Source organism: Gemmatimonadota bacterium, assembly GCA_016713785.1.
Lineage (GTDB): Bacteria > Gemmatimonadota > Gemmatimonadetes > Gemmatimonadales > GWC2-71-9 > JADJOM01.
The window spans coordinates 18,175-33,679 of record JADJOM010000002.1 but is presented as its reverse complement, the minus strand read 5'-3'; the positions used below and the strand labels follow the sequence as shown (position 1 = coordinate 33,679).

General features: G+C 72.6%; 11 protein-coding genes. 3 read left to right on the top strand and 8 right to left on the bottom strand.

What is annotated here, in order from left to right; all coding sequences use genetic code 11:
- The first annotated feature begins 78 nt into the window (after positions 1-78).
- Positions 79-2,895, top strand: a complete 2,817-nt coding sequence (locus IPJ95_04545; protein MBK7922888.1) for a tetratricopeptide repeat protein — start codon at positions 79-81, stop codon at positions 2,893-2,895.
- 21 nt (positions 2,896-2,916) lie between these two features.
- Here IPJ95_04545 and IPJ95_04540 read toward each other — a convergent pair whose 3' ends face one another.
- From IPJ95_04540 to IPJ95_04505, 8 genes are all read right to left on the bottom strand, one after another.
- On the bottom strand, positions 2,917-3,462 hold the full coding sequence (locus IPJ95_04540; GenBank protein MBK7922887.1) for a Uma2 family endonuclease: 546 nt from the start codon (positions 3,460-3,462) through the stop codon (positions 2,917-2,919).
- 124 nt (positions 3,463-3,586) lie between these two features.
- Positions 3,587-4,027, bottom strand: coding sequence for a hypothetical protein (locus tag IPJ95_04535; protein MBK7922886.1), 441 nt, complete (start codon positions 4,025-4,027; stop codon positions 3,587-3,589).
- Positions 3,936-6,374, bottom strand: a complete 2,439-nt coding sequence (locus tag IPJ95_04530; GenBank protein ID MBK7922885.1) for a hypothetical protein — start codon at positions 6,372-6,374, stop codon at positions 3,936-3,938. Before IPJ95_04530 ends, IPJ95_04535 begins: the two co-directional genes overlap by 92 nt.
- A gap of 145 nt (positions 6,375-6,519) precedes the next feature.
- Positions 6,520-7,218 carry a hypothetical protein gene (locus IPJ95_04525; protein MBK7922884.1) on the bottom strand — a complete coding sequence of 233 codons (699 nt, stop codon included), beginning with the start codon at positions 7,216-7,218 and terminating at the stop codon, positions 6,520-6,522.
- Positions 7,219-8,210: 992 nt separating this feature from the next.
- Positions 8,211-9,569, bottom strand: a complete 1,359-nt coding sequence (locus IPJ95_04520; protein MBK7922883.1) for a Fic family protein — start codon at positions 9,567-9,569, stop codon at positions 8,211-8,213.
- A 295-nt stretch (positions 9,570-9,864) separates the two neighbouring features.
- Positions 9,865-10,845 carry an FHA domain-containing protein gene (locus tag IPJ95_04515; GenBank protein ID MBK7922882.1) on the bottom strand — a complete coding sequence of 327 codons (981 nt, stop codon included), beginning with the start codon at positions 10,843-10,845 and terminating at the stop codon, positions 9,865-9,867.
- Positions 10,842-12,098, bottom strand: coding sequence for a trypsin-like peptidase domain-containing protein (locus IPJ95_04510; GenBank protein ID MBK7922881.1), 1,257 nt, complete (start codon positions 12,096-12,098; stop codon positions 10,842-10,844). The genes IPJ95_04515 and IPJ95_04510 overlap by 4 nt, the downstream gene beginning before the upstream one ends.
- A gap of 50 nt (positions 12,099-12,148) precedes the next feature.
- Entirely contained in the window at positions 12,149-12,514 is a 366-nt protein-coding gene (locus tag IPJ95_04505) for a hypothetical protein (GenBank protein ID MBK7922880.1), read from the bottom strand.
- A gap of 251 nt (positions 12,515-12,765) precedes the next feature.
- Between IPJ95_04505 and can the strand changes: the two genes are divergently transcribed.
- Entirely contained in the window at positions 12,766-13,422 is a 657-nt protein-coding gene (gene can, locus IPJ95_04500) for a carbonate dehydratase (GenBank protein MBK7922879.1), read from the top strand.
- Between the two features lie 150 nt (positions 13,423-13,572).
- Positions 13,573-15,441 carry a hypothetical protein gene (locus tag IPJ95_04495; GenBank protein MBK7922878.1) on the top strand — a complete coding sequence of 623 codons (1,869 nt, stop codon included), beginning with the start codon at positions 13,573-13,575 and terminating at the stop codon, positions 15,439-15,441.
- The last annotated feature ends 64 nt before the right edge of the window (positions 15,442-15,505 follow it).

Sequence of the window (15,505 nt, the reverse complement as noted above, 5' to 3'; positions counted from 1 at the left end):
CGGTTTGTAGGGCGGCGGCCGTGGCGATACCTTGCACCGGCGGGCTCACCCTCCTCTCACCCACGTCTCACCCCGGCGATGCTCCTCTTCCGGACCCTCGGGTCCGTCGACCTCCGCGCCCCCCAGGGCACCCCCGTCGACGCGCTGCTGCAGCAGCCGCGCCGGCTGGCGTTGCTGGCGTACCTGGCGGCGGCCGGACCCGGGACGATGGTCCGTCGGGACCGCCTGCTGCTGCTCTTCTGGCCCGAGCTCGACGAGGGCCGCGGCCGCGCGGCGCTCTCCCAGGCGCTCCACGTGCTGCGCCGCAGCCTCGGCGCCCCCGTCATCCTCACCCGTGGCAACGAGGAGGTGGGTCTCGAGCCGTCCGCCATCAACGCCGACATCGCCGGCTTCCTCGAGGCGCTGGCGCGGCAGGACTGGGCCGCGGCCGACCGCCTCTACGCCGGCGACTTCCTCCCCGCCTTTCACCTGGCCGGCGCTCCCGAGTTCAGCCAGTGGCTCGACGAGACCCGGGGCCACCTGCGCGGCCGGGCCCGGCACGCGGCCACCACGCTCGCCACGGAGGCGGAGCGGCGGGGCGAGGCGGCGGAGGCGGTGCACTGGAGTCGGCGGGCCCTGGCGCACGATCCCCTCGATGAGACGCTGCTCCGCGCCCTCCTCACGCGCCTGGCCGCCGTGGGCGACCGGTCCGGCGCCGCCCGCGCCTACGAGGAGTTCGCCGCCCGCCTGGCACGGGACCTGGAGCTCGAGCCGTCCGCGGAGACCACCCGGCTGCGTGACGCCATCCTCGATGCGCCGGAGGTGGCGACGACCGCGTCCCCGGCCCTCGGTGGCGCGGGCCTCGCCATGCCGGCGGCCACCGTGGCGGTACCGGTCCGTCCGGCCGCGGCGCGGGGACCGCTGCTGGCGCTGCTGCTGCTCGTGGCCCTCGCCGCCGGCGCGGCCGGCGCCATCTGGGCCACCCGCCGCGCCGCCGCGTCGCGCTCCGGATCGGAGGAGCGGATCCTGGTGCTGCCCTTCGCGGTGCGGGGCGACTCGACCCTCGAGTACCTGCACGAGGGCATGGTGGACCTGCTCAGCAGCCGGCTCGAGGCCTACGGCGTGCTGCGGGTGGTGGATCCGGCGCAGGTGCTGGCGCACCTCGCGGAGGAGGAGGCCGATGGCCGCGTCCCCACCCCCAAGCCGGCGCTGGCCCAGGCGCTGGCGGAGCGGTACGACGCGGGGATGTACCTGACGGGCACGGTGCTGCGGCTGGGCCAGGCCATCGAGATCACCGCGGTGCTGCACGACCGCGAGGGCGTCTCCCGGGCCACCGTGAGCCGCCAGGCCACCAGCGAGACCGCCCTGGGCCAGGCCGCCGACGCCGTGGTGCGCGAGCTGCTGGGCCGCCGCTGGTCGCGGCCCGCCGACCGGCTGCTGCAGCTGGCGGTGGTGGAGACCGAATCGTCCGAGGCGCTGCGCGCCTACCTCGAGGCGGAGCAGGCGTTCCGGCAGGGCGAGTTCACCGCGGCCCGCGATCGCTTCCTCCGCGCCACCGAGGCCGATTCGCTCTTTGCGCTGGCGTACTACCGCCTGAGCGTCACCGGCGGCTGGCTGGCCGACACCGCGATCTACGTGCACGCCGCCGAGCGGGCGGTGGCGCTCGCCGACCGGGTTCGCCCCCGCGACGCGGCGCTCATGCGCGCGCACCTGGCCTACGTGCAGGGCCGGATCGACCAGTCGGAGGCGATCTACCGCGACCTGGTCCGGGACTACCCCGATGACGCGGAGGCGTGGTACAACCTCGGCGAGCTGCTGTTTCACCAGAATCCGCGGCGCGGGCGACCGATGGCCGAGGCCCGGGTTCCCTTCGAGCGCGCGGCGGCGCTGTTCGGCCCCAACGCGGAATCGGCGCAGCACCTGGTGGCGCTGCGGCTGATGGCGGGGGAGCGGGAGGGACTGGTGGCCTCGATCGATTCGGTGCTGCATCTGCTGCCCCCCGCCTCGCCGCGCCGCGCCAGCTTTGCCCTGCTGCGCGCCCTGGCCGGCGGGGGCGCGCCGGAGCTCGCGGCCGCCCTGCGCGCGCTGCAGGAGCGCGGGGCCAACGAGGCCATCGTGGCGGCGTGGGTGGTGAGCAACTACACCGAGCGGTACGGGCTGATGGACTCGCTGCTGCAGCCGTTGACCACCGCCGCCACCCAGCCCCCGATGCGCGCCGCGGCGCTGGGCCTCCTGGCCCATGCCGCCGCCGCCCGCGGCGATGGCGTGGCGCTGCGGCGCGCGCTCGACCGCCTGGCGCTGGTGGACCCGGCCACCGCGCTCGAAACCCGCGCCTGGCTGCTGGCGCAGGCGTGGGTGGCGGGCACGCCCGAGGAGCGGGCGGCCCTGCGGCGGGAGCTGGAGGCGGCGGCTCCGCAGGCGTACCTCCCGGCCGCGGCGTACTTCACGCCGGGCCGCGCGGTGCAGCCGGCCTTCCGCCGGTACCTGGGCGCCCTGCTGGCCCTCCGCGATGCCGACACCACGGCGGCGGAGCGCGCCCTGGCCCGGCTCCGCGGGCTGGGCGCCGGCACCGGCGGGCCGGCGCTGGCCGGCAGCCTGCACGCCGAGCTGATGCTGGCGCGGGGCCGGCCCGACGTGGCGCTGGCGGAGCTCGACCGGCATTCGCCGATCCCCGTGCCGGACATGCCGCAGTTCGGCGCGGTGCGGGAGCGGCTGCTGCGGGGGCGGGCGCTGGCGGAGGTGGGACGCTACGACGAGGCGGTGGGGTGGTTGCGGTCGTGCCGGGCCATCTTCTCGTACGACTTTGCCTGGCGGGCGGAGGGGGAGCGGCAGCTGGCGGCGGCGGCGCGGTTCGCGGCAGACACGCTGCGGAGCAAGCGGCGGCGGGCGGCGGTGGATAGCGGGGGGCTGCGATAAGGCGCGCCTGATCGGCGCGCGTCAGATCTCCCGGAACAGCTCCGCGAGTTCCAGCCGGAACTCTTCCGTCGCGCCCTCGGGGCGCCAAATCAGCGCTGTTCGTTCGACGGTGGGGAAGTCGTCGGTGGGGCGCCAGATCTCGGCGGTGCGGGCATCGGGGTCAATGAGCCAGTACAGCGGCACGCCCCGCTCCTGGTACAGCCGGCGCTTGGTGAAGCGGTCGGCGCGGGCGGAGGATGCGCTCAGCACCTCCGCGGCCAGGAGCACGGTGCGAAGCGTGAGCCAGTCGAGGCGGCGGGCCTCCTCGAGCGGCACCACGAAGAGGTCGGGGGAGACCAGCACGTCGCGGAGTCCCCACGAGAGGTCGGCACGGGAGCCGAAGGCGAACCCGATCGGGTGTCGCTCGAGGTACGCGCTCAGGGCTACGAACAGCCTGCCACTCACGACCTCATGCCAGGGGCGGGGGGCCGGTGTCACCAGCAGCTCCCCGTGCACCACCTCGTAGGTGTTGCCGTCGTCCGGGAGGGCCCGGACCATGTCGGCGGTGTAGTAGCTCGGCGCGGCCATGCCCATAAGGTGGGTTCCTCGGCAAGGGAGACGCAAGGCATCGCCCAAGGTAGGGCGAGGGAGCGGCGGGGGCATAACCATTCTGACGCGAGGTCGGCGCGCCTTCCGTGCGCCCGGCGGCCACCTACTCCCGCCGCGCCAGCGCCACGGCGCCCAGGATGCTGTTCCGGAAGGCGGTCCGCCCCGTCCCGCCGCAGCCGCGCCACGGGACCTGACAGCGGCGCCGGATCTCGCGCCCCAGCATGGTCCGCATGTACCGGCTCACCACCACCGCGTTGATGCTGGCCACCCGCCGCTCGAAGTCCGCGACATAGGGCGCCCAGTTGGACCCCCACCCGGTGTGCATGAACTCCACGCAGATGTGCGGGTGCGACTGCTGCAGCTCCAGCCGGAGCTGTTCGTCGAACCGGGCCTGGGTCTCGTTCCCCCCGACCACCAGCACGTAGACCGGGCCCTGCGGGGCGGCCGCCTCCTCAAGATCCTCCGGCGTGCCCCCGAAGTGGCGCGCGTAGTGCGCCGTGAGCTCCTCCAGGAGGGCCGCTGCGGCGGGCCCGTAGTCGGCCACCCGTTCCAGAACCTCCCGTGCATCCTCCCGCGGCGCCTCGCGCCCCGCGCGACACCGCCCGGTAGAACACCTGCTTGAGGTAGCCGGCGGCCTCGCCGTGCGCCCCGCGCGCCTCGGCCAGGCGCGCCAGGCTCCAGGCGGCTTCATCGACGGTCCACGCCGGCCCATACTCGCGCTCATCCGCGAAGACGTACTCGATGTTGCGGACCAGGAGCCCCTGGGCCCCGGCCTCCTCCAGCGCGTCGAGCGCCTCGGTGGCCTCCGGCATCCGGCGCTGTCCCTGCAGGGCGGGCAGCACATGGAGCCAGTCCTGCGCCCGTGCGGTCAGGTTCCGGCCGGCCCCCCGCGCACGCTGCACCAGGGCGTCGGCGATCATGGTCGAGCGCCGGGCCGTTTCGGTCTGGGCCACCGCCTCGAGGACACTCTCGCCCACCCGCTCCAGCAGCTGCTCCGCGAGGCGGGCCGCGAGGTCGGGGGCAGAAGCCTCCATCACCAGGAAGAGGTCGGGCACCAGGTCCGCCGGCATCCGGAGCCCCAGCGCGATCCCTTCGAGCAGCAGCCGGACCCCGCGCTCGAGGTCGGGCCGTGACGGGACCGAGAGGCAGAGCGCCAGTCCGAGGTGGAAGCGGGCCCGGTCGAGCAGGCTGCCGCCACGGTACACCTCCGGGCGCTGCCCGAAATCGGCCAGGGCGATCTCGAGCCTGGCGCGGGCCCGGCCATACTCCTGGACCAGTAACTGGTGGAAGCCCTGGACGTACAGCGCGTGCGAACGGGTCCGCTCCCCGAGCGCCGCGGCCGCGGCGAGGCGCGGGGTGGCTCGCTCCAGGGCGGACGCGAGGGCCAGGCGCTCCTCCGCGCGCTCCGGGAGCTGCAACTCGGCCAGGCGGCGCAGGCCGGCATCCATCAGGGCCAGGTCCACCAGGACCGCCGGGCGGTTGGCATCCGTGGAATCCGCCAGCAGGCTCTCCAGCAGTGCCCGTGCCCCCTGCAGGTCATCGCTGAAGCGGAGGCAGTGCGCCCGGCGCCGCCGGACGTCGGCCCACAGCGCCGCGGGCACCTCCTCGCCATCGGCCAGGCGGCGGCCCAGCGCCCGCCAGAGCAGGTCGAACATCGGGGTGGCCACCGCCGTCTGCTCGTCGCGGAGCAGCGCCGTCGCGGTCTCCAGCACCTCCCGCGCAAGCCGGTCCGACGCATGGAGCGCCGCCTCGCGGACGAATCCGCAGGCCTGGGGGTAGCGGCCCTGGGCACAGAGGGCCTCGAAGATGCGGTGCGCCGCATGGGCCGATGGGCCGACGCCGGTGTCGCCCAGGCCCCGTACGACCTCGTGCGCATCGTACTGCACCGCGATCTCGGCGCCGCGCTGCTCGCGCGCCAGGCCCACCACGAACCCCGCGAAGTACCAGCGCCACCGGTTGGGATTGGCTGCGGGCAGCGTCGCCGGCACGGGGCGCCCGAAGAGGGCGTCGCGGAACCCGAGATGGTAGAAGGTCTGGTGCCGGGTGGAGTTGAGGCGCGTCATCTCCTCCAGTATGGCGTCGAGCCGTTCGGGGTCCGGGGCACCCTGGATCCCCCCCCGGACCTGCACGATGGTCTGGATCAGCAGCTCATCCAGCGGGCCCAGCTCCGCCGCGTCGGAGGTGATGACCATCGGGGGCAGGTGCGCCGCCACGGATGGCACCGGCTCCTCGCCGGCCGCGGGAGGTTCCGCGGCGGGCTCCTCCTGCAAGGGGACCGGTGCCGTCCCCGGACCGCGCGGGACCGTTGGCCGCCGGCGCTCCCGCTCGGCGAGCGCCACCCCGGCCAGGTATTCCAGCAGCCCCGGCCAGGTGGCCGGCCACAGGACACCCAGGGCCAGGAGGTAGTAGAACGCCTCGGTGTCGGGGCGCTGCTGCAGGAGCCGCAGCGCCGCCTCCCGATTCCGTTCCGCCGGGGCCGCGGGATCACGGAGGTCGCCGTCGGTCTGGCCGTTGTCGTGGGGGATGCCGAGCGCGTCGTAGAAGGCGGCCTGGATCGGGGCGCGCTCGGGGAAGTGCAAGGCGACCACCGCCGCCACGATCACGCCGCGCTGGGTCAGGTCGAGCGACGCGCAGGCGGCGGCCAGCGCGTCGTCGGTCCAGCCCTTGATGGTCGACACCCGGAAACCGCCCCGCCGGTCATGGACGATCTGGACCAGGGTATCCCGCAGCCAGGGGCGGTTGGGGTCACGGAGGGCGCGGAGGAGACCGGTGCTTCGTTCCGGCGCGCTCAGGAGGCGCCAGACCGCGGCGGGCGTCAGGCGCTCCGGGTGCGTGGCGGCGGCGAGCAGCGGCTCCCCGACCGTCGGCAGGGCGATGAGGTGCGCGTTCACGGGTGCCTCATGGCGTGGGGCAGGCCAGGCATCGGATGAGTCCAACGTACCGGGTGGCTGGGACAGCGCCAGCCGGAGACCAGCACGGCAGCCGCCCCGATGCGCTGGAGCGGCTGCCGTGTCCGGGCGAGCATGGGGCCGGAGGCTACTCGGTGGGCGCCGGCAGCCGGGGCGCCGGCAGCGCGGGCCGCGCCGCGGGGGCGTCGGGGGTCTCCACCGGCCAGGCCACGTTGCGGGCGCTCTTCCAGGCGCCGAGCAGCTCGGGCTGGCCCCGGAAGTGGAAGGCGACGGTGCCGTCGAGGTGCCGCACCATCTGCATCAGCTCGCGGATGAGCCCCTGCATCTCGCTCCGGGCGCCGGTGTGGGCCCGCCGGCCGGCGTGGGCATCGCTCACCGCCTGCTCGTACTCCGCCAGCAGGGTCTTGAGCTCGGTGGGCGTGGCGGGGAGCATGCCCTGGGCGAGCAGCAGCTCCTGATGGGTCTCGACCGCCTGCAGGACGGAGTGGGCGGTGGCCAGGAAGAGGGGTCCGCTCTTGCTGCTGACGGTGGTCTTGAGCAGCGCCGCGAGTTCCGGGGCTTCCGCCGCGATGGCCGGGGCCAGGCCGGCCAGGTGGTACAGCGGCACCCGGGTGATCTGCTGCCGCAGCTCCTGGTAGCGGCCCGTCTGGGCCTTGCGGCCCGAGGCGCCGTCCTGCTGCTGCGCGATCAGCGCCTGCAGGCGGGCCACCTTCTCCACGAACCGGGCGACGACCGTGGCCACGGCACCCTCGCCCAGGGGGTGCGCCCGGAGGAAGTCCACCAGGGCCGTGAGCATCGCCAGCTTCAACCGCAGGATGTTGTCCATACAGTCCTCCATGCCATTGAGGGATTCCGAGCCGGCGGCCTGTCCGCGCGGATCGGTCACATCGTGTCCTCGAACCATCGGTGGACTGCAACTCCGAGGTCCGGGGGGCGGCGGACGCGAACCTCGTGCCACACAATCGGAGGGGGTGGCGCGTGGATGCATGGGCGTATGCATCAATGCATACGACGCGCGTCGCGATCGTTGTGGGGTGCTGCCCAGCCGGAGGGTGGGGCGCCGCAGTGGCGCGCGGCGGCTCGTGGAGGGATTGCGCGGGTGCGGTGGTCGTTCGGAGGGGGTCTGGTGCGTGATGCCGGCCTGGTGGCCACGCGAAAGCGCCTGCCATGCCGATAGTTAGGCCGCCAACCCCCGATCGGGGCGCGGCGAACGCGCGGGGGCGAACCCTTGGCCACGCGCCGCGCCGGCGCGGCCTGTGTGGACGAGGTCTCGGGTCGTTCGGGCGAGGTCTCTGGTCGTTCGGACGAGGTCTATGGCCGTTCGGGCGAGGAAATTATGCATTTGAGGTTGTCTCGACCGGTTTGATCGAGGGCCGGAATCGCGGGGGCGCGGGCCGATCCGCCGGGCGGATCATCGGGGGGGAGTGTCCGCGGGCGTGGACAGTTCGGGGGCCAGGTGTCCTCGATTGAGGACGGTGGGGGGGCTGGGGGGGGGTGTCATTGGCGGCGAGCTCGCGAGTAAACTCGCGGCTCGGCGCAGGCGCTGAAGCGCCTGAGGCTCCCGGGCGCGGGGTTGGCAGGGGCCCGCCCCGCCTCGCTTCAGCGATGGATGCCGAGCCGCGGCTTCAGCCGCGGGCGGCGGCTCGGCGGCTCGGCTCAGGATTGTCATTCCAAGGGAGCGGAGCGCCCGGGGAATCCCCTGGGGACCGGCTCGGACCTTGAGGGATCCCTCGGGCCCGCGGCCCTCGGGATGACAGCGGAGTGTGACCCTCTGGATGACAGCACGGTGTATTCTGGCTGCGCGACTCGACGCCCTGCCTACCCGAGGCGCCCCGGTATCCGCAGCCGCGCCTCCTGCCAGTCGCGGAAGGCGTTCGCGCTGGCCAGCGCCCCCCGGGCCGCGCCGAGGTCGGCAAAGTCAATCGCCGCGGTCACCTCCTGGGCCCGTTCCAGCATCGGGAGCAGCAGGCCCGGCCGGTCCCGGCGGGTCAATTCGCGCAGCGCCCCGAGGTAGTCCTCACGGTAGACCGTCGGGATCAGGATGCGTCGCTGGCCCCCGGCCACCAGTTCCGCATTCATGAGTGCCCGCGCCACGCGGCCGTTGCCGTCCTTGAAGGGGTGAACCTCGGTCAACAGGAACATCAGGCCGCAGGCGCGCTGCATCGGCGCGGGGAGCCCCCTGATACGCTCGAGGCCGGCCACCAGCGTTCCCTCGACCAGCTCCGGCGGCACGAACTGACTCTCTCCCGCCCGGTTGGGTTCCGCCTTCCAGCTGCCGGGACGCATGTCGGGCCGGCCCTGCAGGATCGTCGCGTTGCAGCGCCTGATGCGCTCCAGCACCGCCTCGGTCGACGACAGGTCCGACATCCCGCGCGCCATCTCACCGGCATCACAGACGAAGCGGTAGGTTCCCAGCACGTCGTGGGCGTCGGCCGGTCGCCGATCCGGGATCTGCCCCTGGAAGACGATCGCTTCCGCCTCGTCGACCTCGAACGTGGTGCCTTCGATATAGTTCGAGAAGTACGCATCGAAGAAGGCGAGGTTGTCCCAGGCCGGTCCGGACCTGGTGTGGTCGGGGCGGTCTCCGGGCACCGCCCGCAGCAGCTCCGCCATCAGCAGGTCCACCCTCCTGATGGCCCCAGTGTCATACGGGATCCCGGCCTGCCTGGCGCGCAGGAGGGGCCCGGCCGCCCTCGCCTCCCGCGTACCCAGCAACGAGCCGATCACGCGATCGAGCACCTCGAAGGCCTCCTGTGCCTGCAGCGCTGGAGCCAGGTCGCGCGCCTGATCGCGGAGGCGGTTGAGTCCTTCCTCGCCCTGACTGCGGAGCACCGCTTCCAGGCGCTCCTCCACGTCCACCCGCCCGACCGCTCGCCTGCTCCCGCCCCGCGTCCGCGTCGGGAGGAGGTTCTCCAGCAGGTGCCGCGCCTGGGAGGCGAGCACCAGCGTTCCCGCGTAGGGCATGTCGCCCGGCAGGCGTCCGTGCCCGGCGACCAGGTGGATGGTCAACCCCGGTACCCGGATGACGCGGGGGTAGGAGGCCGTCAGCCACACGTCACCCGAACCGCTCGGCTGCCCCTCGAATGCCGTCCGGTGACTCACGACGGCTCCGGCCGGGCTCAGCGCCGCGATCACGTCCCAGACATGCCGGCGGATGAGTGTTTCCGGTGCGTCCACCAGGTTCCGGGTGTAGAGCCGCGGCGCCAGCCTCCGGATCAGGCCCGCGCCCAGCGCACGGCTGACCTCGCGCTTGATTTCCGCCCGGGAGCTGAAGAGCTCAGGCTGTTGCTGGACCCAGCTCTGGCTTGCAGCCGGCCGGCCAGCCTTTGTTGGCACTTTTTTCACGTCAAGACGCCATTTTGGGGACCAGCGTCAAGATAAGACGTGCTTGGAGGATGGCAATAGGCCGGGGAGGGGGGCGCTCGACGGTAGGGAACGCGTCGGTGGGGCGCCGGATCTCGGCGGTGCGCGCTTACTCCTCCTCCGCCTCTCCCTCCTCCTCCGGCGCCTCCCCCAGTTCATCGACCTCGCCCTTGAGTCCATCCACCCGGGTCAGGAACGCCGCGGGGGTGGTGGTGGGGATGAGGCGCGCGGTGAGCGGCTTGAGTGGCGTGTTGCCGGAGGCGCCGCCGAAGTCGGGCCGGTCACCGTCGGCGGAGAGATACGCCACGCCGGAGAGGGCCCCGATGATCCCGAGGCTCCACAGCCACTGCGCGGGGCGCGAGATCGTGGCCACCCGCGCCAGGTGGGCGGCGAGGCCCCAGGTGGCCAGCGCCAGCACGAGGATCCCCGCCAGGGTGCCCCAGCCCACGCCGTTCGGCACCAGGAAGCTGAGCCACTCCTCCCCGCCGGTGGCCAGGAGGAATCCCGCCAGCACCACGCAGGGGATGTACATGTGCTCCAGGAACCGGAAGCGGTGCTGGGTGATGCGATTGACCAGCGCCCAGGCGCCGGCCCACACCATCACCATGAGCAGCGCCACCAGCGCGTCGCCCATCAGGCCGCTCAGCCGCACCCGGTCGGTCTTGCCAAGCCAGGTGTTGAGCGCCAGCAGCACGCCGGTGCCCGCGATCACCGCCACCGCGCGGACCGGGCGCGCCTCCGCGCCGCCGGCGTCGGGGCCCGTCTCCAGCCGCAGGGCCGGCTCCAGCGTGGTGGCGGGATCGACGAAGCGGAGCACCGTCCGCCCGATCCGCACCTCGAGCCCCGCCCGCACCGGCACCTGCCAGCTGCGCTGCCCCGTCATGGGGTCGAGCAGGCCGTTCACGCTCCCCTGGTCGATCAGCACCAGCCCGCCGTGGCCATCCCACTCGATCCGGGCATGCCGCGCGTCGGCGTAGCGGTCATCGAGGATGACGTCGTTGTCGTAGCCGCGGCCGATGCTCGCGGGGTAGGCCCGGAGCGGCACCCGCTGCCGCACGCCGGCGCGCCGGTCGAGCACCTCGACGATCATGGGGTCCCCGCCACGTCGGCCGCCGCGGCGCGGCCCAGGCTGCCCAGGAACCGCTCCACCACCCGCCGCGCGTTCTCGAAGGTCACCCCGGAGAGGGTCAGCGTGGTGATCAGTCCGCTCGAGGGGTCGCCGAGGGTGGCGGCCTTGAAGAAGACGTCGTAGAGCCCCGGCAGCTTCCGGTAGCGGCGGGTGCAGTAGACCGTCTTGAGGGTCAGCGCGCCGTGGGCCACGTTGCCGGTGGCGCAGCGCGGCGCGGTGACCACCTCGCGGCTCTGGAACTCGAAGCCGTCGCCGGCGAACTGCTCGGTGAGCAGGGCGTAGAAGCGGTGCCGGTTGAGCTCCCGGGTGGAGAGCACGGTGTGCCGCAGCGTGAGCACCCCGGACCACTGCTCCCCCGAGATGAAGACATAGTCGTCGGTGGAGCACTGGTGCTCGATCGCCTCGTAGGGCTGTGCCCGGGAGTGGGAGGCGTCGCCCCAGCACTTGAAGAAGGGGGCGGGCTCGGTGGGCACCTGGTACCCGCCCAGGGTCACGGTGCGGGTGCTGTCGGCGAAGAGGCGGGCGAGGTACTCGTCCTGGTAGCGCAGCAGCTGCTCGCCCACGGTCTGGAGCAGGCTGTCGGGCCGGGTGTAGCCGGGCCGCCGGGCCTCGTCCACCAGCGCGATCACCCGCTCCACCGGCACCAGGAAGCTCACCTGGTCGCCGGCGGTGGAGACGTTCACCCCCACGACCTCACCGGCCGCGGTGACGGCGGGCCCGCCGCTCATCCCGGGGTTGAGCGAGCCGGTGAAGTGGATCTTGGGGTAGAGGGTGTGCTCGAGGAGGCCGTTGAAGGTCCCCTCCACGATGGAGAGGCCGAGGTCGTGCGGGTGGCCCATCGAGTAGAGGCGGGTGCCCCGGTCGGGGCGGATGGGGGCGAGGGCAAACCAGGGATCCCCGGCGGGCGCCACCTGGAGCACCGCGAGGTCGTGCACCACGTCGAGCGCCACCACCTCGACGGCCCGGACCTGCTCGGCGCCGTCCACCAGCTCGGCGCGGTAGCGCTCCGGCAGGTTCACCAGCTCGTTGACCACGTGGTAGTTGGTGACCACGTGGCCGTCGGGGGAGACGAAGAACCCGGAGCCGATGGCCGACTTGGCCCCGGAGCGCTTCTCGATGCTCTGGATCTTCACCACCCGCGCGGCGAACTGGCGGTAGACCAGCGCGGCGTCGGGGCTGCCGGCCTGGGCGGCCAGGCGTGGGGCCGGGAGCACCCCCCAAAGTGCGAGCGCTCCGGCGAACCGGAGCGCTCGGCAGGGTCGGATCACTTCTTTTTCTTCTTCCCGCCCTTCTTGGCGGACTTCTTCGCGGCCTTCTTGGCCACCTTCTTCGCGGCCTTCTTCTTGGCGGCCTTCTTGGCGGGCTTCTTGGCCGCCTTCTTCTTGGCCACCTTCTTTGCCGGCTTCTTGGCCGCCTTCTTCTTGGCCGCGGGCTTCTTGGCGGGCTTCTTCTTGGCCGCGGGCTTCTTCTTGGCCGCGGGCTTCTTCGCGGCGGGCTTCCTGGGAGCCGCGGGAGCCGGCGCCGCGGCGGCCGCCGGCGCGGGAGCGGGCGGCGGGGCGGTGGGCTCCATCGGCGAAGGCACGGGATCCATCCACCCCGAGTCCGTCCAGCTCATCTCCATATCGGCCATGGGCGCTTCCTCCAGAGACTGCCGCGGCGCGGGACCCGCCGCCGGTGAGGCGGGCAATGACTGCCCGCAACGAGCCATCGTTGATAAGATGCACTTCTTCTTGTTGAGTGCAAGACGGGCGGGCGTGCGAGGCGGCTTGGAAGCCCGTGGGCACCCGCCACCCGGCTGGATGTTGACGGTCGGCCCCTCCCTCACGCGTGCCCCGGCCTCGATGACGGCCGTAAGATAATGTAAATAAAGGAGTTACAAAGATGACCCACCACTGGGACCTGCTGGCCAAGAACAAGGCGTGGGCGGCGCGGATGGTGGCGCAGGATCCCGAGTTCTTCTCTCGGCTCCGGCACCAGCAGGCCCCGCGCTGGCTCTGGGTGGGCTGCTCCGACAGCCGGGTCCCGGCCAACGAGATCGTGGACCTGGAGCCGGGCGAGCTGTTCGTGCACCGGAACGTGGCCAACGTGGTGGTGCACACCGACCTCAACTGCCTCTCGGTGCTGCAGTACGCGGTGGAGGTGCTGCGGGTGGAGCACGTGATCGTGTGCGGGCACTACGGCTGCGGCGGCGTGCGCGCGGCGTGGGAGCGGCGCCAGCTCGGGCTGATCGACAACTGGCTGCGGCACGTGCAGGACGTGGCCGACAAGCACGCCGACCACCTGGGGCAGATCGCCGGCGGCACCCGGCAGGAAGACCGGCTGTGCGAGCTCAACGCGCTGGAGCAGGCGCTGCACGTCTGCCGCACCACGGTGGTGCAGGACGCCTGGCGCCAGCACCTGCCGGTGACGGTGCACGGCTGGATCTACTCGCTGGAGGACGGCCTCATCCGCGAGACCGGCTTCCGCGCCTCGAGCCCCGGTGACGTCGAACGCTCCTACACCGAATCGCTGGAGCGGACCCGGACGCGGATGAGCTGAGCACCGGGACGGGCCCGGCTGGCTGGGGGCGTGCCGGGCGGATAGGTTGCACGTCAGGCGGTGGTCGTCCCCCCGGCCGGCCGCTCCGTCCCTCTCCGGAGGCCCCCGTGCCGACCACTCCCCTGAATCCCCCCCCCCTGCCTCGCGGGAATGCTTAGCCTCGCGCTGGCCCTGGTGGTCGTTGGGTGCGCCGAGGCGCCGGCGTCCCCCTCGCTTGCCGGGCCTCCGCTTCCGCCGCGGATCCTGCAGCCCTACGACAGCAGCGCCACCGATTCCCTGCTGCACGAGCTCACGCTCACCGTCCCGGACACTGGCGGGCTGGTGGACACGATCCCGTTCTTTGCCCTGGGCGAGTACGCGGATACCGCGGCGCTCGAGGGCGAGTCCCTGCTGTCGGCGGACAACGGGCAGGCCTACCCCTACTCCCTTGTGGCCCTGACCGGCACCCAGTGGTACTACTACCCCAACGGCGACCTCTACACCCGCGACATCAGCGTGGAGTTCCTGCAGACCGATGGCGCGGGGCAGGCCGGCCTGGAGAACCTCGCGGCCAGCACCCTGACCGAGGCCAACCCGCTCCGCTTCCGCGACACCGAGGCGCCGCTGCACCGCAGCGATCTCCTGTTCACGGTGCGGCCGCCGCAGTTCAGCGGCCTGAACGCCAACGACCCATCCTTCCAGCTCCCATGCATGCTGATCCTGGCGGGCACCGGGTACTGCTTCCTGGTGCGCTCGTTCGGCCCGAGCACGACCTCCAGCACCAACCTTGGCGGGACCATCAAGGTCCGGGCCTTCCGCCGGCCACCGAGCTGCCAGACCAACGTGGTGCGTCTCAGCCAGGGGGATGCGCGATGGGGGGACACGGCATACGACCACCTTGCCGGGGCCACCATCCGAAGCAGCGGCTGCGCCCTGACCAGTCTCGTAATGGAATTGGTGCGTCAGGGCGTGGCCACGGATCCTGGGGCGCTGCACCAAGTGATGCTGACCGGGAGCGGGTTTGATCCTGGTGGAATCGTTCACTTTGGCCGGACCGTGCCATTGGCGAGCTCGCAGCTGGCATGGAACGACCTCGGCCGTGCACAGGATACCGCGGGGCTTCGGCAATCACTCTGCGCGGGGAAGCCCGTGGTGTTGGGACTGCTGACCCGGGGGGGCGGCACACGGCTTGGGCACTTCGTGCTGGCCACGGGGATCGGGCCTGCCACTCCTGGCGTCCCATTTTCCGAGTTTCGCATCGCCGACCCTCGTCACATCAATCCCCACTCGACCCTCGGTGAGTACGGGGTTCCGTTCCAGGTCCGGGGGACCGTGAACGCGACGGCGGGAGGTGCGGCCGCCGCCGCCCTGCCGGCTGGTACCCGGGTCACCTTTGCTGGCGGTACCCTGTTGGTGACCCTCAGTGGGGGCGAGAGGATCGGGAGCGATCCGGTGACTCACCAGCGATATCTGGACCTGGCCGGCTCGGACTACGAGGAGGTCGAGCTGGACAACGACGCCGACACCCTCGCGCCGAGTGCTCCTGTCACGAGCGTGGCCTGGCTGCCCGATGTCGTGAGTGGCTCCCTCGCGATCCAGGTGGCGCGCGATTCTGCGGGAACCGGAACACTGGCCGTGATGACCGAATTTGGCGGCGGATTGACGAGCCACTCGGCACCGAGCTGGCTCCCGGTCACGTTCAATGCCGGCGGCAGCCGCCTGGTGACGGTCGCCGTACCGACCGATTCGACGGATGTTCCCCTCTACACCCAATCCGGCCCCGGCGCCCCGCCGCAATTCAGCCTGCACAACGCCTGCCAGCGGCGCTTCAGTGCGCGGAGTTCGGTGGATTCCGTGGTGGCGGCCACGTGGACCATCGTGGGCAAGCCGCAGACCGGTGCGCTCACGCTCCCGGCGCGGCCCAGCGGCCAGGCCTACAGCGCCACCGAGTTCGTGGTCCCGGTCGCGGGCACGGTCAAGCTGCGGGTGAACAACGAGCCCGTGGCCCAGGCCAATACAGGCACCACTGCCTGCCCGTAGCGATATCGCTGCGTCGAGGGGAGCGGCGCAGGCGCGGCGGCCGGGCGTCCCGGGCAGCTGTGGC

Coding starts and splice junctions, on each gene's coding strand:
- can (MBK7922879.1), top strand. CDS start 12,766: ATGACCCACCACTGGGACCTGCTGGCCAAGAACAAGGCGTGGGCGGCG.
- IPJ95_04515 (MBK7922882.1), bottom strand. CDS start 10,845: ATGATCGTCGAGGTGCTCGACCGGCGCGCCGGCGTGCGGCAGCGGGTG.
- IPJ95_04545 (MBK7922888.1), top strand. CDS start 79: ATGCTCCTCTTCCGGACCCTCGGGTCCGTCGACCTCCGCGCCCCCCAG.
- IPJ95_04540 (MBK7922887.1), bottom strand. CDS start 3,462: ATGGCCGCGCCGAGCTACTACACCGCCGACATGGTCCGGGCCCTCCCG.
- IPJ95_04495 (MBK7922878.1), top strand. CDS start 13,573: ATGCTTAGCCTCGCGCTGGCCCTGGTGGTCGTTGGGTGCGCCGAGGCG.
- IPJ95_04505 (MBK7922880.1), bottom strand. CDS start 12,514: ATGGCCGATATGGAGATGAGCTGGACGGACTCGGGGTGGATGGATCCC.
- IPJ95_04525 (MBK7922884.1), bottom strand. CDS start 7,218: ATGGACAACATCCTGCGGTTGAAGCTGGCGATGCTCACGGCCCTGGTG.